The organism is Paenibacillus sp. cl123 (assembly GCF_900101595.1).
Taxonomy (GTDB): Bacteria; Bacillota; Bacilli; order Paenibacillales; family NBRC-103111; genus Paenibacillus_G.
This window is the reverse complement of sequence record NZ_FMYY01000002.1, coordinates 83953-103506: the sequence shown is the minus strand read 5'-3', so window position 1 is coordinate 103506 and position 19554 is coordinate 83953. Positions and strand designations below refer to the sequence as shown.

Annotated in this window: 22 protein-coding genes and 1 tRNA gene; all 23 read right to left on the bottom strand. The window is 56.6% G+C overall.

Going from position 1 to position 19554, the window contains the following annotated elements:
- Positions 1-16: 16 nt before the first annotated feature.
- Positions 17-826, bottom strand: coding sequence for a tryptophan synthase subunit alpha (gene trpA / locus BLR08_RS04645; protein WP_072327806.1), 810 nt, complete (start codon positions 824-826; stop codon positions 17-19).
- 1 nt (position 827) lies between these two features.
- Positions 828-2033, bottom strand: coding sequence for a tryptophan synthase subunit beta (trpB, locus tag BLR08_RS04640; RefSeq protein ID WP_072327658.1), 1206 nt, complete (start codon positions 2031-2033; stop codon positions 828-830).
- On the bottom strand, positions 2026-2817 hold the full coding sequence (locus BLR08_RS04635) for a phosphoribosylanthranilate isomerase (RefSeq protein WP_083536597.1): 792 nt from the start codon (positions 2815-2817) through the stop codon (positions 2026-2028). Before BLR08_RS04635 ends, trpB begins: the two co-directional genes overlap by 8 nt.
- Before the next feature lies 1 nt (position 2818).
- On the bottom strand, positions 2819-3652 hold the full coding sequence (gene trpC / locus BLR08_RS04630) for an indole-3-glycerol phosphate synthase TrpC (RefSeq protein WP_072327659.1): 834 nt from the start codon (positions 3650-3652) through the stop codon (positions 2819-2821).
- Complete coding sequence (trpD, locus tag BLR08_RS04625; RefSeq protein ID WP_072327660.1) at positions 3642-4688, bottom strand: anthranilate phosphoribosyltransferase; 1047 nt, start codon at positions 4686-4688, stop codon at positions 3642-3644. Before trpD ends, trpC begins: the two co-directional genes overlap by 11 nt.
- Before the next feature lie 50 nt (positions 4689-4738).
- A complete protein-coding gene (trpE, locus tag BLR08_RS04620; protein ID WP_072327661.1) occupies positions 4739-6280 on the bottom strand; it encodes an anthranilate synthase component I in 1542 nt (513 codons plus the stop codon).
- A gap of 333 nt (positions 6281-6613) precedes the next feature.
- On the bottom strand, positions 6614-6991 hold the full coding sequence (aroH, locus tag BLR08_RS04615) for a chorismate mutase (protein ID WP_072327662.1): 378 nt from the start codon (positions 6989-6991) through the stop codon (positions 6614-6616).
- Between the two features lie 3 nt (positions 6992-6994).
- Positions 6995-8092 carry a 3-dehydroquinate synthase gene (aroB, locus tag BLR08_RS04610; protein WP_072327663.1) on the bottom strand — a complete coding sequence of 366 codons (1098 nt, stop codon included), beginning with the start codon at positions 8090-8092 and terminating at the stop codon, positions 6995-6997.
- A 22-nt stretch (positions 8093-8114) separates the two neighbouring features.
- Positions 8115-9278 (bottom strand): chorismate synthase, encoded by a 1164-nt coding sequence (gene aroC / locus BLR08_RS04605; RefSeq protein ID WP_072327664.1) that lies wholly within the window; start codon positions 9276-9278, stop codon positions 8115-8117.
- A 282-nt stretch (positions 9279-9560) separates the two neighbouring features.
- Positions 9561-9725: a hypothetical protein gene (locus BLR08_RS30990; protein ID WP_176835412.1), complete on the bottom strand. Its 165-nt coding sequence runs from the start codon at positions 9723-9725 to the stop codon at positions 9561-9563.
- Between the two features lie 95 nt (positions 9726-9820).
- Positions 9821-10597, bottom strand: a complete 777-nt coding sequence (locus BLR08_RS04600; protein ID WP_072327665.1) for a CheR family methyltransferase — start codon at positions 10595-10597, stop codon at positions 9821-9823.
- A gap of 51 nt (positions 10598-10648) precedes the next feature.
- Positions 10649-11092 (bottom strand): nucleoside-diphosphate kinase, encoded by a 444-nt coding sequence (gene ndk, locus BLR08_RS04595; RefSeq protein ID WP_072327666.1) that lies wholly within the window; start codon positions 11090-11092, stop codon positions 10649-10651.
- A 54-nt stretch (positions 11093-11146) separates the two neighbouring features.
- On the bottom strand, positions 11147-12121 hold the full coding sequence (locus tag BLR08_RS04590; RefSeq protein WP_072327667.1) for a polyprenyl synthetase family protein: 975 nt from the start codon (positions 12119-12121) through the stop codon (positions 11147-11149).
- Positions 12118-12981: a menaquinone biosynthesis protein gene (locus BLR08_RS04585; protein WP_072327668.1), complete on the bottom strand. Its 864-nt coding sequence runs from the start codon at positions 12979-12981 to the stop codon at positions 12118-12120. Before BLR08_RS04585 ends, BLR08_RS04590 begins: the two co-directional genes overlap by 4 nt.
- Positions 12941-13573, bottom strand: a complete 633-nt coding sequence (locus BLR08_RS04580; protein ID WP_072327669.1) for a UbiX family flavin prenyltransferase — start codon at positions 13571-13573, stop codon at positions 12941-12943. The genes BLR08_RS04585 and BLR08_RS04580 overlap by 41 nt, the downstream gene beginning before the upstream one ends.
- Positions 13570-14442, bottom strand: coding sequence for a UbiA-like polyprenyltransferase (locus tag BLR08_RS04575; protein ID WP_072327670.1), 873 nt, complete (start codon positions 14440-14442; stop codon positions 13570-13572). The genes BLR08_RS04580 and BLR08_RS04575 overlap by 4 nt, the downstream gene beginning before the upstream one ends.
- Before the next feature lie 22 nt (positions 14443-14464).
- The gene (locus BLR08_RS04570; RefSeq protein WP_072327671.1) at positions 14465-15199 is read right to left on the bottom strand and encodes a demethylmenaquinone methyltransferase; all 735 of its coding nucleotides are present in this window, start codon (positions 15197-15199) and stop codon (positions 14465-14467) included.
- A gap of 13 nt (positions 15200-15212) precedes the next feature.
- Positions 15213-16091, bottom strand: coding sequence for a heptaprenyl diphosphate synthase component 1 (locus BLR08_RS04565; RefSeq protein WP_072327672.1), 879 nt, complete (start codon positions 16089-16091; stop codon positions 15213-15215).
- 98 nt (positions 16092-16189) lie between these two features.
- Entirely contained in the window at positions 16190-16720 is a 531-nt protein-coding gene (locus BLR08_RS04560; protein WP_072327673.1) for a hypothetical protein, read from the bottom strand.
- A 171-nt stretch (positions 16721-16891) separates the two neighbouring features.
- Positions 16892-17113 carry a trp RNA-binding attenuation protein MtrB gene (mtrB, locus tag BLR08_RS04555; protein WP_072327674.1) on the bottom strand — a complete coding sequence of 74 codons (222 nt, stop codon included), beginning with the start codon at positions 17111-17113 and terminating at the stop codon, positions 16892-16894.
- Between the two features lie 137 nt (positions 17114-17250).
- Positions 17251-17324 (bottom strand) — tRNA-Pro (locus BLR08_RS04550).
- Positions 17325-17511: 187 nt separating this feature from the next.
- On the bottom strand, positions 17512-17784 hold the full coding sequence (locus BLR08_RS04545) for an HU family DNA-binding protein (RefSeq protein ID WP_072327675.1): 273 nt from the start codon (positions 17782-17784) through the stop codon (positions 17512-17514).
- A 193-nt stretch (positions 17785-17977) separates the two neighbouring features.
- Positions 17978-19456, bottom strand: coding sequence for a stage IV sporulation protein A (spoIVA, locus tag BLR08_RS04540; protein ID WP_072327676.1), 1479 nt, complete (start codon positions 19454-19456; stop codon positions 17978-17980).
- Positions 19457-19554 lie beyond the last annotated feature (98 nt).

The window sequence follows — 19554 nt, the reverse complement described above, 5'->3', positions numbered from 1 at the left end:
TGAGGATAGCGGACGGCTAAGAGATCATCTCCTGCACGAACCGGCGAAGCAGAGCAAGCCCTTCCTCCTTCGTGGCCGGATCGGTGAGCTGCGGCTGCAGCTCTTCGATTTTGCGGACAAGCGCGCTGCCGACTACAATCCCGTCACAAACGCCTGAGAAGCGGACAAACTGCTCCCGGCTTGAGATCCCGAAGCCGATGGCGATCGGCACATCGCTGGACGCTTTCACCGTGGCCAGAAACTCATCGATGCCCGTGTGGAACTCGGTTCTGGTCCCGGTCACGCCAAGCGATGAAACGCAATAAATGAAGCCGCTGGCGCGGGAGACAATCCGCTGAACGCGCTCCTTCGAGGTCGGAGCGACGAGCGGGATCAAATGGATGCCGCGGGCCAATGCGGCGGAGCGCAGCTCCTCGTCTTCCTCCATCGGCAGATCGGGAATGATCAGACCGCTGATGCCGCTCTCCTCCAGCAGCGGAAACAAGCGATCGAATCCGGTCTGCAGCACCGGATTGTAGTACGTGAACAAGATGAACGGCAGCTCGCAGCCTTCACTGCGCGCTTGCCGGGCCACTTCGATGCAATCCAGAATCGAGATGCGCTGGCTGCTCAGCGCGCGCATGGACGAGCGCTGAATGACCGGGCCGTCGGCCAGCGGATCGGAGTAAGGCACGCCCAGCTCGACGATGGCCGCACCGGCCTCCTCCAGCGTATGGATGATGTCGACCGTAGTGCGCAGATCCGGGTCTCCGACCGTAATAAAAGGAATGAATGCGGGCTGCCGCTTCTCGCGCAGCTCGGCGAATTTCCGGTCAATACGATTCAGCTCAGTGCGATTCATTGGCAGAACCCCCCAAATAAGTCATGATCGCTTCCACGTCCTTGTCGCCGCGTCCGGACAAGCTGACGACGATGACCTGGTCCTTGCCCATCTGCGGCGCCCGCTTGATCGTTTCGGCAATCGCATGCGCGCTCTCCAGCGCAGGGATGATGCCCTCCTGACGGCTGAGCAGCTGCAGTGCGTCAAGCGCTTCTTTATCCGAGATCGGCACGTATTCGGCACGCCCCGTATCCTTCAGATGCGAATGCTCGGGTCCGATCCCCGGATAATCCAGGCCGGCGGAGATCGAATGCGCCTCCTGGACCTGGCCGTGCTCATCCTGCAGCAGGTAGCTGAAGGAGCCCTGGAACACGCCGGTCGTGCCGCGCGTCATCGTAGCCGCATGCTTATCCGTCTCGATTCCGTGACCGGCGGCCTCTACCCCGATCAGCCGGACGCCCTCGTCCTGCACGAACGGATAAAACATGCCGATCGCGTTGCTGCCGCCTCCGACAGCCGCAATGACCGCATCCGGCAGTCTTCCTTCCAGCTCCAAAATCTGCTTGCGCGACTCGTCCCCGATAATGCGCTGGAAGTCGCGCACCATTACCGGGTACGGATGCGGTCCCGTAGCAGAGCCGAGGATGTAATACGTATCCTCAACATGGCTGACCCAATAACGGAGCGTTTCGTTGCACGCGTCCTTCAGCGTCCGCGTCCCCGAGGTGACGGGAACAACCTCCGTGCCGAGCAGGTTCATGCGAAATACGTTCAGCTGCTGGCGCTTGATGTCTTCCTCGCCCATGAACACCTTGCATTCAAAGCCGAACAAGGCGGCTACAGTCGCCGTAGCGACGCCGTGCTGGCCTGCGCCGGTTTCGGCGATGATTTTCTTTTTGCCCATCCATTTGGCGAGCAGTCCTTGAGCGAGCGCATTGTTGATTTTGTGAGCGCCTGTATGGTTCAAATCCTCGCGTTTCAGATATATTTTCGCACCGCCCAGATGCTCGGTCAGCCTTCCCGCATAATACAGCGAGGTCGGACGGCCCGAATAGCGGTGAAGCCAGTAATGCAGCTCCTCCTTGAATTTCTCTTCCTTCGTATAGGTCTTGAACGCATGCTCCAATTCGATCAGCGCATTCATCAGGGTCTCGGGTACGTAGCGCCCGCCGAATTTGCCGAAGCGGCCTTGCTCATCCGGTCCGTTAAACAATTGATTTCACCCTTTCGACAAACCTGGTTATTTTCGATATATCTTTTACTCCATCGGTCTCCACGCCGCTCGACACATCGACGCCGCTTGGGGCGAACCGCTCCAGTAAAGCGCCCACATTGCCCGGCTGCAGTCCTCCGGCCACCAGCAGCGGCAGTCCGGCCTGGCGGCACCAGGCGAGATAAGGCGGGATTGCGCTCCAGTCAAATGCATGGCCGGAGCCTCCGCCATATACGGGGTCGAGCGTGTCCAGCAATACGCCGTCGATCGCGCCCAGATAAGGATTCAGCCGGGCGTAAACCGCCTGATCGGCTTCGGTCTGCGGCCCGCTGTCAGCGAGGAGTGCTTGAGCCCGGCTTCCTTCTACGGCTGCCGTTATTGTCGGTTCGGCCTGATTCTCTCCGGCTGCGCCGGCCGGCGAACTGCCTGAAGCAGATCCGGCACTGAGCGATACCGCCTTGAGCACCTCCACGCCAGCATAGCGGGCTTTCGCCGCCCGGCAAAATTCCGGCGGCTCCTGCCCGTGCAGCTGAAGCACATCCAGCGCCGCCTCCCGCATCACCGCGTCCAATTGCTCCAGCTCGGGATTGACGAACACGCCCGTCACCTTGATTCGACGGCCCCCGCTCTCCTGCCGGATCGCCGCGATCAGCTCGGCCGCCTGTGCCGGGCTGACCTGACGCTTGCTGCGCGCAAACACAAGCCCGATATAATCGACGGGAAGCCGGGCTGTCTGAGCCGCCTGCTCCGGGGTAAGCAGACCGCATATTTTGACCAGCGCCATCTTATTCGCCCTGCCCCTGAGCCTGAACCTGAGCGGAAAGCTCAGCGTCTGCAAGAGGCCCCAGCAGTCCATGCACGGCTTCGCTCACATCCGGCTGGCGCATAAAGTGTTCCCCGACCAGTACGGCATGGGAGCCGACCGATCTCAGCCAGTCGATCTCCGCCGCCCGGGAAATCCCGCTTTCGCTGACCACCGTTACCCCCGCCGGTATGTAAGCGGCCAGTTCCTCCGTCGTCTTCAGATCCGTGACGAACGTCTTCAGGTTGCGGTTGTTGATGCCGACCATCGACGGCCCCAGCTCCAGCACGCGCTCAAGCTCCTCGCGGTCATGAACCTCGATCAGCACATCCAGGCCGATCGAGCGGGCAATCGACTGAAACTCGCGCATCTGCGCCGTGGTCAAAATCGCCGCGATCAGCAATATCGCATCCGCGCCGATAGCGCGGGCTTCGTAAATCTGATGAGGATCTATCGTGAAATCCTTGCGCAGCAAAGGCACGTTCACAGCCTCTCTGACACGGGTTAAATAGTCGTTGGCTCCCTGGAAGTACTGCACATCCGTCAGAACGGAGATGCAGTCCGCTCCGGCGCGCTCGTATTGAGCCGCCAGCGATACCGGCTCGAAATCTTCCCGGATCAATCCCTTGGACGGGGACGCCTTCTTCACCTCGGCGATCAGCCCCATCGGGCGTTTACGCCCGGCGCCCAAGGCGCGCTCGAAGCCCAGGCAAGCGGGCATATCGGCAATCCGGCGCTCCAGCTCGGCGATGGACACCGATGCGCGGAGCAGGGCGACCTCTTCTTGCTTCATTGCTACTATGCGATCAAGAAACATGGCTCAACTCTCCCGTACATTGAACTAACTGCTCCAGCTTCGCCGCCGCGCGGCCGCTGTCTATCGTCTCAGCCGCCAGCTTCACGCCGTCGAGCAGCGTATCCGCCTTGCCTGTGACGTAGAAGCAGGCCCCTGCGTTGGCCAACACGATATCCCGGCAGGCCCCCCGGGCGCCACCGAATATCTCATGGACGATTGCCGCATTCACCGCCGCATCGCCGCCTATCACTTCTTTCATCGCATACCGCTGCAGGCCGAGCTCCTCCGGAGTAATTTCCGTCGTGCGGATTTCTCCGTCCTTCAGCTCGGTCACCTGAGTGGCATCCGAGATGCTGATCTCGTCCAGCCCGTCATGGCTGGCGACGACAAGCGCGCGCTTGACGCCCAGCGCCTGCATGACGTGCGCGATCGTCTCCGTCTTGCCGCGGTCGAAGATGCCGAGCACCTGGCGGTCGGCTCCGGCGGGGTTCGTCAGAGGACCGAGCAGATTAAACACCGTGCGGAAGCCAAGCTCCCGCCTTGATGCCGCCACATGCCTCATCGACTGGTGATACAGCTGGGCGAACATGAAGCAAATGCCCGTCTCCTTCAGGCATGCGGCCGCCTGCTGCTGGTTCAGCTGGATGTTGACGCCAAGCGCCTCCAGCACATCCGCGCTGCCGCTCTTGCTGGACATCGCCCGGTTGCCGTGCTTCGCCACCCGGATGCCGCCCGCGGCCGCCACGATGGCGGCCGTGGTCGAGATGTTGAACGTGTCCGAACCGTCGCCGCCCGTCCCGCAAGTGTCCAGCAGGTTGAACTGCTCGGCCACGACGCGGCACGATTTGGCGCGCATCGTTTCGGCGAAGCCCGCAATCTCCTCAATCGTCTCGCCTTTCATCCGCAAAGCGGTCAGCAGCGCGCCGATCTGCGTCTGGGTCGCGCCGCCCTCCATAATCACGTCCATCACATCACGCGCTTCCGCCCGGGTCAGATGCTGCATGCCGATGAGCTGCTGAACAGCATGCTGGACCGTCAATTTCACCGATTCCGTCATGACCTTCTATCCCCTCTCCTTGGCTGAGTGTCAAGCCGCCGGCACAGCGGCTACTCGTAATAATCGTGATTCGTAACCGCCAGCTCGCGCGCTTTCGGAGCGAACACCGCCTCCGCCACGCGGATCGCCTTCAGCATGCCCATCGACTTGTTTACAGTCTCCTGATATTCGCTCTCCGGCACCGAGTCCCATACAATGCCTGCTCCCGCCTGTACGTAGGCTTTGCCGTTTTTGAAGATGATCGTTCGGATCGTGATGCACGTATCCAGATTGCCGGAGAAGCCCAGGTAACCGATCGCTCCCGCATAAGCGCCGCGCGCTTCATTCTCCAGCTCGGCGATAATTTCCATCGCTCTCAGCTTCGGCGCTCCCGATACCGTGCCTGCCGGGAGACAAGAGATAAAGGCATCGTAGAAATCCTTGTTGGGAGCCAGCTTGCCGGAAACGTTGGACACGATGTGCATCACGTGGGAATAGCGCTCGATCTCCATAAACGTATCGCATTTCACCGTGCCGAATTCCGAGACGCGGCCAATATCGTTGCGTCCGAGATCGACCAGCATCAGATGCTCGGCGCGCTCCTTTTCGTCTGCCAGCAGCTCTTTTTCCATCGCCGCATCCTCTTCCGGCGTCTTGCCCCGCGGCCTTGTGCCGGCGATCGGCCGGGTTTCCACCTTCTCGTCCTCCACCCGGACGAGCAGCTCAGGGGACGTGCCGACGATGACCTGATCGTCCATCTTCAGCACGTACATATAAGGAGAAGGATTCAGCGTCCGCAATATCCGGTACACCTGCAGCGGGGAAACGTCCGTCTCGATCTCGAAGCGCTGCGACAGCACCACCTGGAATATATCGCCCGAGCGGATGTACTCCTTGGCCTTCTCCACGTTGCCGATATATTGTTCCTTGGTCAAATTGGACTTGATCTCGCCCAGCGGCACATCGTCCGGAATGGCGCGGTGCGACATGGACAGCGTCGGCAGCGGACGCTTTAGACGTTCGATCGTCGCTTCGATCTTCGCGCAGGTCGCTTCATAAGCGGCCGCAATATCCGCATCGGTTCCGTGCTGCGGCACATGCACATTGGCGATGACCTTCAGTTGCTGCTTGAAATGGTCGAATACGATAACTTGATCGCAGAACATGAATTCCACGTCATTCATTTGCAGATCGTCATGGCGATGAGCCGGCAGCTTCTCGTAGTACTGCAGCAGATCGTAGCCGAAGAAGCCGACGGCTCCCCCGGTGAAGCGCGGCAGCCCGGGAAGCGAAGGGCTGCGGTAATCGCGCAGATAAGCCTTCAGCACCTCCAGCGGCTTTTCCCGCACCACTCGCGTGCCTTCCGGTCCTTCGATAATCGTCTCGCCCTGCTTGGCGCGGAACATCATGAACGGGTCCGTCCCGATAAAGGAGTAGCGCGCCCACTTGACTCCGCCCTCGACGCTTTCCAGCAGGAAGGAGCGTTTCTCCTCATAGAAATGCTGGAATACGCGAATCGGGGTTTCCGTATCGGCCATCAACGTGCGCACAACGGGAATCAGGTTATACGTTTTGGCCAGCCGAATCACTTCTTGGGCTTCCGGTGTATACATCTTCATCTCTCCTCTACTCGTCCGCGGCGGACTCTGCTTCTCACATATAAACCAGTTCAATAAAAAAAGCCTCTACGCAAGGTAGAGGCGGCGATGTTTCAGTAGGGATCGTACGCTGATGGCATGGTTTACTGTTAAACCGGTAGCTGTCCGGGAAATCTGCGCGCAAAAAAATAAAATACATATGCCGTTACGCCTCGCACAGACTAACTCCTCACATCGGTCAAATCAACCTGCCAAACTCTGCTCATCTCTACTGAACTATACTCTGCTCTACTCTGCTCACAGCCCGTGACTCTCACAGGCTCGTTGAAGATCACTATACTACCTCAGCTATGCGTTTGTCAAATTCGATAAATCGGGCCGCAAACGCATCGCTTCCCGGAGATACACATGATGAATCTCGGATTGTTTTTTCTCGGTATTGACGGTCACCATCAGCCGGATACAGCGAGGCAGTCCGCCTTCCACCGGAATTTCCACCGAACACATCAAGGGCACCAGCTCCCAGCCTTCCATCTGACGGATAGCCCGGGCCGGGAAGGTCGCCGTCAAATCCTGCGTCACCGTTACGAAGACGTTCGCAATCTCTTCCGGTACGATGCCGTTCTCCTGAACGATCTGGTTAAGCAGCTCGATCGTCGCGTCCAAAATCTCTTTCTCCTCATTGTGCTCTACCGTAATCGCTCCGCGAATTCCCCGTACGAACATCGGTCAATCCTCCTGTTTTAGCCGCTCCACGATGTCTCTGACGAGCTCTGCGGACACGTTTTTATTAATCTCCACCCGGCCGATCTCCGTCGGCACAATATAGACCATCCGGCCTTCCTTGAACTTCTTGTCATGCATCATCGCGGACATGATCGCATCCGTATCGTAATGGACGGGTATGCGTACCGGAAGTCCGAACCTCCGGAATATCCGTTCGGTTACCGTATGAATATGCTCCGGATTGCCCAATCTGACCGACAGCATAGACGCGCCGACCATCCCGATTGCGATCGCTTCCCCGTGCATCAGCTCGCCGTAACCTGCCACCGCCTCCAGCGCATGGCCGATCGTGTGGCCCAGATTCAGAATCGCCCTCAGATCGTTCTCCCGTTCATCCTGCGAGACGACCGCCGCTTTCACGCCGCAGCCCTTGTACAGGCCGTACTGGAGCGCTTCGGGATCAAGCCCGGTCAGCCGCTCCGCGTTGTCCTCGCACCAGGCCGCAAACTCCGCATCCCAGATCAGACCGTGCTTGATCATCTCGGCAAGCCCGGAGCGCACATCGCGATCAGGCAAGGACTGCAAGGTCGAGGTGTCATACAAGACAAACTCCGGCTGATAGAACGCTCCGATAATGTTCTTGGCCAGAGGATGATTGACGGCCACCTTGCCGCCGACGCTGCTGTCATGCGCCAGAATCGTCGTCGGGATCTGCACGAAACGGACGCCGCGCATATAGCTGGCCGCCACGAATCCGGCCAGATCGCCCACCACGCCGCCGCCCAGCGCCACGACCGCAGACTTCCGGTCCAGTCCGGCTTCGAGACAAGTGGTGACAACCTCTTCCAGCACCCGCAGCGCCTTCGACTTCTCCCCGGCACCGACGATATGGGATACCGGCTGGAAGCCGGCTTCCTTCAGACGTTCGGTCACGGGCTGCAAATAATGACCGGCCACATGCGTATCCGTCACGATCAGAAGGGGCGAAGCTTTGGATATGCCGTGCTTTTCGAAATAACTTGCAATATCATGCAGCAGTCCTTGGCCGATATAGATCGGATAGGAACGCTCGCCCAGATTTACCGCCAGCTCTTTGATCATCGGCTTGTACCACCCGCTCTTTCTAGTAGCTCTTGATTTGTTCCAAGTAGCTGTTATAGTTGTTGCGGATTTCTTCGATCGAATCGCCGCCGAATTTCTCCATGAACGCGCTCGCTACTTCCCAAGCGACGACGTTCTCCAGAATGACGCCCGCCGCGGGAACCGCGCAAGTGTCGGAGCGCTCCACCTGTGCCGTGAACGCTTCCTTCGTATCGATGTCCACGCTCTGCAGCGCCTTGTACAAGGTCGAGATCGGCTTCATCACCGCACGCACGACGATCGGTTCGCCGGTCGTCATCCCGCCCTCGAAGCCGCCCGCGCGATTGGTAGCCCGGAAGAATCCGCGGCCTTCCTCATGCATAATCTCGTCATGAACGGCAGACCCGCGGCGTTTGGCCGCCTCGAAGCCGATGCCGAACTCCACGCCCTTGAACGCCTGAATCGACAATACCGCTTGAGCGATCCGGCCATCCAGCTTGCGGTCCCACTGCACATGGCTTCCGAGGCCGGAAGGAACGCCCTCGATGATGCATTCGATGATGCCGCCCAGCGTATCGCCGTCCTGCTTGGCCGCGTCGATAGCCGCGATCATCCGCTCTTCCGCTTCCTTATCGGTCACGCGCACCGGAGATTCCTCCGTAACGCGGATCAGCTCGTCGATCGGCAGCTCCTGGCGCTGAACCTCAACCTCGCCGATGCGGATGACTTGTCCGGCCACCTTGATGCCGAACTCCTTCAGCAGCTCGCGGGCCATCCCGCCGACCGCCACGCGCATCGTCGTCTCGCGCGCGCTGGACCGCTCCAGAATATTGCGCAGATCGCGCTGGTTGTATTTCAAGCCGCCGTTCAGATCCGCATGACCCGGACGGGGACGATTCACTCTGCGCTTCGTCTCGTCGCTGCCTTCGATCGGCTCTATATTCATAACGGAAGTCCAGTGCTTCCAGTCGTTATTCTCCACCACCAAAGCGATCGGAGCGCCCGTCGTCTTGCCATGGCGCACGCCGCCTACGATGCGGGCGGTATCCTTCTCAATCTGCATCCGGCGGCCGCGTCCATAGCCTTTCTGACGTCGCGCCAGCTGCTCGTTGACCGCTTCAAAATCCACATTCACATTGCTCGGAAAACCTTCGATAATCGCCGTCAGCTGCGGCCCGTGTGTTTCTCCTGCTGTTAAGTATCTCATCAGAAATGATCCCCTTTCGTTCCCTACCCATGAATCCCATGAACCACAAAACGCTTTAGCGCTTTTATGTACTGATTCTTTTGCCTCATTATAGTATAGGCTTGCTGCTTTGGCAAGGAAATGCAGGCACAAAATCCCCCCGCCAAGAGGTGATCCTTCTTCGAAGCAAGCTGCGGTACTTGGCGGAGACTTCACAAAAACAAACAAAAATACGCCGTCAACGGGGCTGCCCAGCCACGTGCGGCGTATTTGCGGGGTGCGCGCCTTCGCCAAGCTGGCCGGCTAACCGTTCACCGGCAGCTTGCGAAGTGCCCGCACCGCTTCCTTGCTTGGCGGATCGTCTACCATGCCCATAACCTGCAGCGAATCGATCCCGAGAATTTGCGCGCATTCCTGCATCGTAATAAATCCCCGGCGATAGGCCGTAATCACTTTGCGCTTGTCCATTTGACGCCCCCTGCTGTCTCTGTCGCTGACTATAGCCAATCGGCTTGTTTGCTACTCAGTATGGGATTGTTTGGCAGTGATTATTCATGCGCCGGTCATAATTTTCGATAGAAAAACGTTTCCGCCGACTCCATCCCGTATTGTCCCGGGTTAAAGATCTGTTCCGTGCTGCCGACAAACAGAATCCCGCCGGGCCGGAGCGCATTCGCAAACTTCTGATACAGCAGATGCTTGGCGTCTTCCGTAAAGTAAATCATCACATTGCGGCAAATGATCAGATCATAACCTGTATCGAACCGGTCGGTCAGCAGATTTCCCTTCTGAAACTTGATCGAACGCTTAAGCGAGTCGGCTATTTTGTAGGTCAGATTATCCCGTATGTAATATTGCTGCAAATATTTGGCCGGCACATCGCGGACCGAACGGTCGGAATACACCGCAAGCCTTGCTTTCTCCAGCGCCCCCTCGTCGATATCAGTCGCCGTCACCGTGCTTTCGCCAAGTACGCCGAGCTCCGCAAGGATCATCGCCAGCGTATACGGCTCTTCCCCAGTCGAGCAGGCGGCGCTCCAGCATTTCAGCCGACGGGACCGCCCCGCCATCTCCGGAAGAAACCGCTTCTCCAGCACCTCCCACCGATTGGGATTGCGCCAGAACTCGGATACGTTAATTGTCATCCGGTCCAGAAACTCATAAAACAGCGCCTTGTCCTTGGTCATCGCATCGAAAAATGCGGCGAATGTGTTATAGCCCTTCTTCATCCGCAGCGTAGTAAGGCGCCGCTTCATCTGTGCCTCTTTGTATTGGGCCAGGTCGATGGATGTATAGTCTTTCACTTTCTTGATGAATCCGAGGAAATCATGGTCCTCCATACTGTCATCCCCACCTCGTCAGACTCCGCCTTCAATCACAATCGATACGTGTTAAACCCATTTTTGAACGGACTTTGTGTAGGAGAGCACTTCCTCTGGACGGAAAAAATTAGCGATTTCCCGTTCCGCGCTTTCCGGAGAATCGGAGCCGTGAATCAGATTCAATCTCGTATGTACGGCGAAGTCGGCTCGTATCGTTCCAGGCGCCGCTTCCAAGGCGTCGGTTTTTCCGATCAGGCTGCGGGAAAGTCCGATTGCCCGGTCACCTTGCCATACCATGGCGAATACCGGCCCCGATGTGACGAATTCCACGAGCGGCTCGTAGAAATCTTTGCCCTCATGCTCCGCATAATGCCGCTCAGCCTGCTCGCGGCTCACCTGCAGCAGCTTGGCAGCCATAAGCTGGAGCCCTTTGCGTTCAAAGCGCTTTACAATTTCTCCGATCAGCCCCCGCTCGATGCCGTCGGGCTTAATCATCAAAAACGTTCTTTCCATATTCGTTTCTCTCCTCTCTCCTGGCATTGCCCACCCTCCGGCTGAATTGCATGATTAGTAAGAGCGGTTTCCAATGAAGTGGGCAAGGCCGGTTAAATCTTTCTTCGCCTGAACATCCGGCAATTCCTGCAAGACGGCGATCGCTTTATCAATATAAAGCGAAGCCAGAGCTTCCGCGCGGGCAATTCCTTCGCTGCCGCGGATCAGCTCGATAAACCTTCGGACATCAGTTTGCCCGTCGGCCGCCTTGATCCTCTCCAGCTCCTCCAGCAGAGCCGGGCGAAGCCGAGGGTTCTGCAGCGCGAAAATAACCGGTATCGTGATGTTTCCTTGCTTGATGTCGCTCCCGGGCGGCTTGCCGATCTCCTTCTCCGTCCCGCACAGATCAAGCAGATCGTCCCTCACCTGAAAGGCCATCCCGACAAAATATCCGAATCTGAAGAGTAGTCCGGACGTCCTCTCGGGAGCTTCGGCCGCCATCGCGCCCAACTGGCAGCTGATAGCCAGAAGAAGCGCCGTTTTGCGCTTGATGCGCAGCAGATAGTCCCTCACCGTCTGCTCCGTATGATAGAAAAAGCGGATCTGCTCCATCTCCCCGATGCTCATCTCCACGAGCGCCTTGGACATGATCCGGTGGATCGCCGGATTTTCCAGCTGCGTCACGATGCTGAGCGCTTTCGCGAAAATGTAGTCGCCCGTGTACATCGCGATCCGGTTGTCCCATTTGGAGCGCACCGTCAGCTGCCCCCTCCGGGTAGTGGCATCATCGATGACATCATCATGGACGAGCGAGGCCATGTGGATCAGCTCCAGCGGAACGGCTACATGCTTGATCCGCTCCAGATCATAGCGGCCAAACTTCGCCCCCAGCAGCACAAACACCGGACGAATCCGCTTTCCTCCCGCTTTGAGCAGATGAAGCGAAGCGTCGCGAAGCATCGGATGATCGACATCGATGCTCCGCTCCAGCTCCTTTTCGATGCTATTAATATCTTTTTTTAGCTTGGCGTACAAATCCAATAATTTCATTCCGTCACCTGTGCTACCGAATTATCTTGCCATATTTGGAGGCGAACCTCATGTTTCAAGAATCCGAGCTCCACCGCATACTGATAGTAAAGCTGAAGCCCTTCCCATTGCTTGGGCCCGAATTCATAACAGAGATTGGAGAAATACTGCTGCCAGTACTCCGCCGTTCCTCCGATTGACTGCCGGGCATCCTCCACCAGCGAGGTCAAGTCGGCCAGCGACTTGCGCTTGCTCTCCAGAAAGGCATTGTAAATATCGCGCACCAGCTCCGGCTGCTCCAGCGCTACCTGCTTGCGGATGGTGCACACAGCAAACGACATCCAATGACCCGTCAGCCGCGTCCACTCCTCCCCGAGATCCGTCACCAGGTAACCATGGTCCTCCCAGCTGGCTTTGATGGCATGATCGCCGATCAGCAGCCCGGCGTCGGCGCGGCCCATCATCGTATCCAGATGAGGCTCCTCATCCACATAATCGACTTCCACCCGATAGAATTTGGCCAAAATGATTTTCAGCAGATTCACCGTCGTGGCCGACGTCGTAGGCAGCGCAATTGTCGAGCCGGCCAGCTCTGCAAGCGGCTTCCGGTGAAACAGCAGCAGCGAATGCACATGGCGGTAAGCGCTGACTGACATATGAGGAAACAGCAGATAGTCTTCCGCATGCTCGGCATAAGCGAAAGAAGAGATCGGACCGATATCGATCCGCCCTTCGGCCATCGCCCGGTTAAGCTGGGTCGGAACCTGCTGGAAAACCTCCAGCCGATCTCCGAAGGCTGCGAACGGAAAATAGTAAAACAGCGGCCATACATTTGTAAAGTCAATGCGTCCGATCCGGATCGGCTTGTTGTTCGGTGTCATGTGGCATACCCCATCTTTTGTACAAGTGATGTTCGATTTCCATAGCGTCGAGCACTTTGCCCACGATAAAGTCGACCATATCGTCCACGGTCTGCGGCCCCTGATAGAAAGCCGGCATCGCGGGTATCATACGAACGCCCATACGAGCCAGCTTGAGCATGTTCTCCAGATGTATCGCATGAAGGGGGGTCTCGCGGGGAACCAGAATCAGCTTGCGCCCTTCCTTCAGCATGACATCCGCCGTCCTCTCCAGCAGATTATCCGAAGCTCCGCCGGCCAGGCTGGCCAGCGTTCCCATCGAGCAGGGGAGAATAACCATGCCTTTCGTGAGGAAGGAGCCGCTGGCTGTTTTCGCCCCGATATCCTGCACCGGCACATAGTCCAGCTTCCCGGAAAGCCCCTCAAACTGCCTGGCGATCGCAGCTTGGCGCTTCGCGGCGTCCCAGCCCAGCTCTTCCTTCAGAACGCGCCAGCCTGCCTCGGTTATGATCAGATGCACGTGCTCGTCCTGCGAAAGCAGGAATCGGCATAAGCGGACCCCATAAGCGGCTCCGCTGGCTCCCGTTATCCCGATCACCCAAGGCCGCTTCATGTGGAGAACACCACCAGGTCGATAAGCGTAAAGACGAACATCGCCACGCTAAGCATACTGTTCATCGTGAAGAAAGCCGTGTTGACGCGGCTCAGATCGTTCGGCTTGACGATGAAATGCTCGTAGAACAGCAAGGCGAATGACAGAAGCACGCCAAGCAGGTACAGCCAGGTCAGGTCGGTCAGGAAATACAGGCTGAGCAGACCGGCAGCCGTCACCATATGAAACAGCCGCGCCAGCACTAACGCTTTCGGAATGCCGAACCGCGCAGGAATCGAATGCAGCCCTTCCTTGCGGTCAAACTCGGTATCCTGACAAGCATAAATGACATCGAAACCGGCCAGCCAGAACACGATGCCAACGTAGAAAACCATCGCGGTCCATGTAATCTCTCCCGTCACCGCCACCCATCCGCCAAGCGGAGCGAGTGCGATGGCTACCCCGAGGAAAATATGGCAAGCCCATGTAAAGCGCTTGGTGTAGGAGTAAAACACAAGGAAGAATACGGCGATCGGCAAAAGCTTTACGCATAGCGGGTTCAGATTGGCTGCAGCTACAAACAGCAGAACAAAAGACAGAATAATGAATATAATGGCCTCTTTCGAAGAAATAAGCCCAGCCGGAATGGCCCGCATGGCCGTCCGCGGATTTTTGGCGTCGAACACCTTGTCGGCCACGCGGTTAATTCCCATCGCTGCGCTGCGCGCTCCGACCATCGCCAGCAAAATCCAGCCGATCTGCGCCCATGAAGGCAAGGTGTGGAAGGTCACGACCGATCCGACCAGCGCCCCCATGAAGGCGAACGGAAGCGCGAAAAGCGTATGCTCAATTTTGATCATTTCCATAAAAATACGGGTCTTTCTCCACATGCTGTTCAGTCTCCCTTGATTGTCATTCTCCTGCAGTCAACCGGTCTGCTTGCGGCTTGATGCCGATATGCAGGGCGGCGATTCCGCCAAATAGCGGATACACGCGAACGTCGGTCAAACCTGTTGCTCGGAAAATGTCCGCAAGCTGCTTATGGTCCGGAAAGTGAACCAACGATTCAGGAAGCCATTTGTACTGATCGTATTTCTTGGCGATCAGCTTGCCCAGCAGCGGGAGAATTTTCTGAAAGTAGAAGTAATAAATGGATTTAAACGGCTGCCATGTCGGCTTCGACAGCTCCAGCGACACCACCATGCCCCCGGGCTTCACCACCCTCTGCATCTCCTCGATCACCTTCACCAGATCCGGGACGTTGCGCAGAGCGAAGCCGATCGTCGCGTAATCAAAGGAACCGGCCTCGAACGGCAGCTCCATCGCATTGCCCCGGACCAAGCTGATCTGGTTATCCAAGCCGAGCCGGCTGATTTTATCCGCCCCTACATCAAGCATGTTCTGGCTGAAGTCCAGCCCGACTATGGGACCGGTACGGCTCGCCTGCGCGAGACTGATCGTCCAGTCGCATGTGCCGCAGCATAGATCGATGGCCGTGTCGCCGGTTTTAACATTCATCTTGCGCATCGTAAACTCCCGCCACGCTTTATGGCGCCGGAAGCTTATTATGTCGTTCATCAGGTCGTATTTCGGAGCGATGCTTTCGAATACGGAATGAACGAACTGCTCTTTCGTTTTGCCATCCATCCTCATGGTCACCTCAAATTTCCTGTATCGCTCGTGGTCTCATCTCTTGTACGCCTGACAAGTAGCCGCGGAAAGTGTCTCCGATCGCCGACAGCTCCTTGCCCCACTGGTCAGGCTCCACGGACAGAAGCTTGTCCTGCAGCTCCCGCGCGCTGTTCTCCAGCATCTGCCGCAGCTCCGCGGTCACCTTGTATTTCAGCCAGAGCGCCTTAAGCTTCGTTTGGTCGGGCTCCTCCTGCAGAAGCAGCTTCTTCTCTTCCTTAGTCCCCCGCTGCAGCACATGCCAAAAGCCCCAGCTCTCCCTGCCGTGCTGGGAAGATTCGGAGCGTATAACCTCTTGCAGCAGCACTTCGCAACGCGTGATCAATTCGAGCAGCTCCGTCCAGAGGGGGTACACCCGGGCCTCCAGAATAGGGTTAAATGACTGAAACAGTCTGTTCCTTATCTCAACCGACTGTCTGATATATTCATCCGAGGTCAGCTTGAACTGCTTCATCAGCAGATACAAGTTCATCTTCAACCGGTTCGCTTCACAGATGGCAGCCGACAGAAGCCGGATCAGCTCGATCTGTCCGGCCTGCGACAGCAAATAGTAAAAGCGGCTGCTGAAATAATCGCCTGCAAGCACCTTAAGCTGCCTGGAGCGCGCTGCTTGTACGCCTTTGTCATCATTGGTGATGCTCACGGTATCATGGGTATCGAGACCGAGCTGCACGAGGCCCGTAACGAGCGTGTACAGCTCGCGGTACCCGGCAAGCTTGCTGTGCTTCTCCAGAAAGGCATGCAGAAGTCGGGCTTGATGATCGGGAAATGCGGGCAAATCAGTGTAGGTCCGTATCATATCATAATCGATATAGGGTCTTGCCATTTCGGGAATTCGGTAAGTATTCATATGTAAGCCTCCGAACCGTGCAAAAAATCCTGCCACTCAATCCAAATCATTATAGCATAAACAATTTCGTTTCGCATGCCGGGTTCGGCAGACAAATGTTACAGCTTGTCATCCTTAGAACGGTGCCGTTCTTTCCATATCGGCGTATACGTCATCTGGTAATGCGAATCGACATACGCCTGGATCTCCTCCAGGCCGACCGGCGTATGCCGGTCATCGCCTTCGGCCGCCTTATCCCGCTTGGCGCTCGCGGCTACCAGCAGCTGGCCTCCGCCCCTCTGCTCGCCCGATACATCCAGCACGCGAACAAACACCTGATTGATATTCGTCGAGGCGGCGAACATGGATCGCGGGATTTCATATACATCCTGCATCGTGTCTCCCTTATCCGTGGTCGTAACTGCGATCAGATCGATCGATACATAGGTGCGGCTGACCTCCACGCTTCGGATGCGCAGATGCAGCGGCATGCGCGAGACGATGTCTACGATATTCGCCTCCGTCACCTGAACCGGCTTGTTCATGCGGAATACGGCGGCGCTTTCCTCCAGCTTCAGCACATAGGACAAGCCGACGGCGATGCCGGCAGAGAGCAGTGTCAAGATAAGCAAACGCGGAATCCATCTCATCACGGCGCGTTCCTCCTCGGTCTGTTGTCGTCTCACAGCGGGAAAGATGCGACCGGCTGAAGCCGCGCGCCCCTTGGACGCGCGGCCGGGCTAAACCAATGCGCCCATGGCCTGTCTGTTATCATTGTACAACGAAAAAAAGCAGGCTATGCCTGCCTCTGCCAAAGAAAATTATTCCTGCGTCTCGACCGTGCCGAACTTCGTCATGACGACAGCTTTGCCGCGTATTTTGACCGCTGAGGTATGATCGGTAAACTGCGCGATCATAATCTCTCCCTTGTCCAGCTTCTCCGTATGATGAAACCGCGTATCCTGCCCGCGGGTCAATCCGATCACCTGAACCCCGTTTTCCTTCGCTTTGATCACGAAATAATCATTCTGGCTTGCATCCATCCCACTACGACCTCCAGCCCCGCGATTGATTTACTTAATCATGACTAAAAAACAATGAGATGTCAACTGCAGCCGCAAAGAGAAAAACCGTTATATCTGCGCCGGCGCAGCATAACGGTTTTCTGAAAAAAGCTAACTCGGAGTAACACGATTCGAACGTGCGACCTCACCCACCCCAAGGGTGCGCGCTACCAGGCTGCGCCATACCCCGATGATCCATTCGGTGTTTGTTATTATAGCATGCGTTTCCATAGCCTGCAAGACTATTTATGTATCTTTTTCCACCCGCCGGACGGACAGATATAACGCCTGAATCATCGATTCAGGCGCTTGGAATCTCGGACCTGCTATTTTGAACACGGGCCCTCTTATGTAGAAGACACGAGTGCCGGCCAATCTTATTGAATACCGTCGCGAAGAGCTTTACCTGGCTTGAACGCCGGGATTTTGCTCGAAGGAATTTCGATTTCTTCGCCAGTTTGCGGGTTGCGACCTTTGCGGGCGGAACGTTCGCGCACTTCGAAGTTTCCGAAACCTACGAGCTGCACTTTATCGCCGCCTTGAAGCGCCTCGGAGATCGCTTCGAAAACCGCTTCTACGGCTTTGGTCGCATCCTTCTTCGAAAGCTCGCTGGTTTCGGCGACTTTATTGATCAGATCAGATTTATTCATGCCATTCACCTCCCCCCACAGATACGATAAGTCTTTATTCCCTTTGTTAACGGATTACAAGCAAATTATACATACCATGTTAGTTTCTTCAGCAAATCAACCTTATAGTAATACAGGAGTTCTGACTTTTCAAGTAAAAATGCAAAAAATGCACCCGGACGGGTACATTTTTTGTCGTTTTTTGACTTCCGAGCTACAAAATAATGGCAATTAAGCCTCCTGATCCCTCATTGATGATGCGGCCCAGCGTCTCCTGCAGCTTGTAGCGGGCATTATCCGGCATCATCGCGAGCTTGCCCTGGATGCCTTCGCGCACGATGGAATGCAAGGAGCGGCCGAAGATGTCTGAATCCCAAATCTTAAGCGGGTTGTCCTCGAAATCCTGCATCAGGTAACGCACAAGCTCCTCGCTTTGCTTCTCCGTCCCGATGATCGGGGAAAATTCCGATTCCACATCCACGCGGATCATATGAATGGAAGGAGCGGTCGCCTTCAGCCTTACGCCGAACCGGGAGCCTTGGCGGATCAGCTCAGGCTCATCCAGCGCCATCTCGGCCAGCGTAGGCGGCGCGATGCCGTAGCCCGTCGTTTTCACCATCTCCAGCGCCTCGGCGAAATGGTCGTACTCCCGCTTCGCATGCGTAAACTCCTGCATAAGCTGCAGCAGATGATCCTTGCCGCGAATTTCGACGCCGACAACTTCCTGCAGAATGCCGTCGTACAGCTCGTCAGGCGCGTACAAATCGATCTCGGCCACGCCCTGGCCCATATTCATACCGGCAAGCGCCGCTTTATCAATAAATTCGTACTCCTCAAAGTTGCTGACTACCCGGTCCACATCGCGGAGACGACGAATATCCTGCACCGTGTCCCGCACGGAATTTTCGAAATTGGAGCGCAGCCAGTGATTTTCCTGCAGCACCATGACCCAGCTCGGCAAATTCACATTCACCTCATGGACCGGGAATTCATACAGCACTTCGCGCAGTACGGACGTAAAGTCGTCCTCGCCCATATTCGCTACGCTGACCGTAACGACCGGTACGTCATGCCGGGTCTGCAGCTCGCTACGCAGCTCCTGGGCGGCATCGCTTTGCGGCTTGGTCGAGTTGACGATGACGATAAACGGCTTGCCTACCTCTTTCAGCTCATTGATGATACGGTCCTCGGCATCGATATAGGAAGCGCGGGGAATTTCTGCGATGGAGCCGTCTGTCGTGATCACAACCCCCAGCGTCGCATGCTCCTGAATAACCTTGCGGGTACCGATCTCCGCCGCTTCCTGGAACGGGATCGCTTCATCGAACCACGGAGTGTTGATCATCCGCGGCCCGCTTTCATCTTCATACCCCTTGGCTCCTTCCACCACATAGCCGACGCAGTCCACCAGCCGCACATTTACGTTAAGTCCTTCGGCCACATGAAGCTGGACAGCGTTGTTCGGGACGAATTTCGGTTCTGTGGTCATGATCGTGCGTCCAGCCGCGCTTTGGGGCAGCTCATCGGTAGCTCGTATGCGATCCGCTTCATTCTGAATGTTCGGCAGAACGATGGATTCCATAAAGCGTTTGATGAACGTTGATTTTCCCGTACGGACCGCTCCAACGACCCCCAGGTAAATATCCCCGCCAGTACGCTCTGCAATGTCCTTAAAGATATCCACTTTTTCCAATGAGAATCCCTCCTACAGGTTGTTAAAACGAAACTCGTACATGCTTTGGACTAGTACAAATATATGTATGAGCGCTAAAAATATGATGACACCCTCTC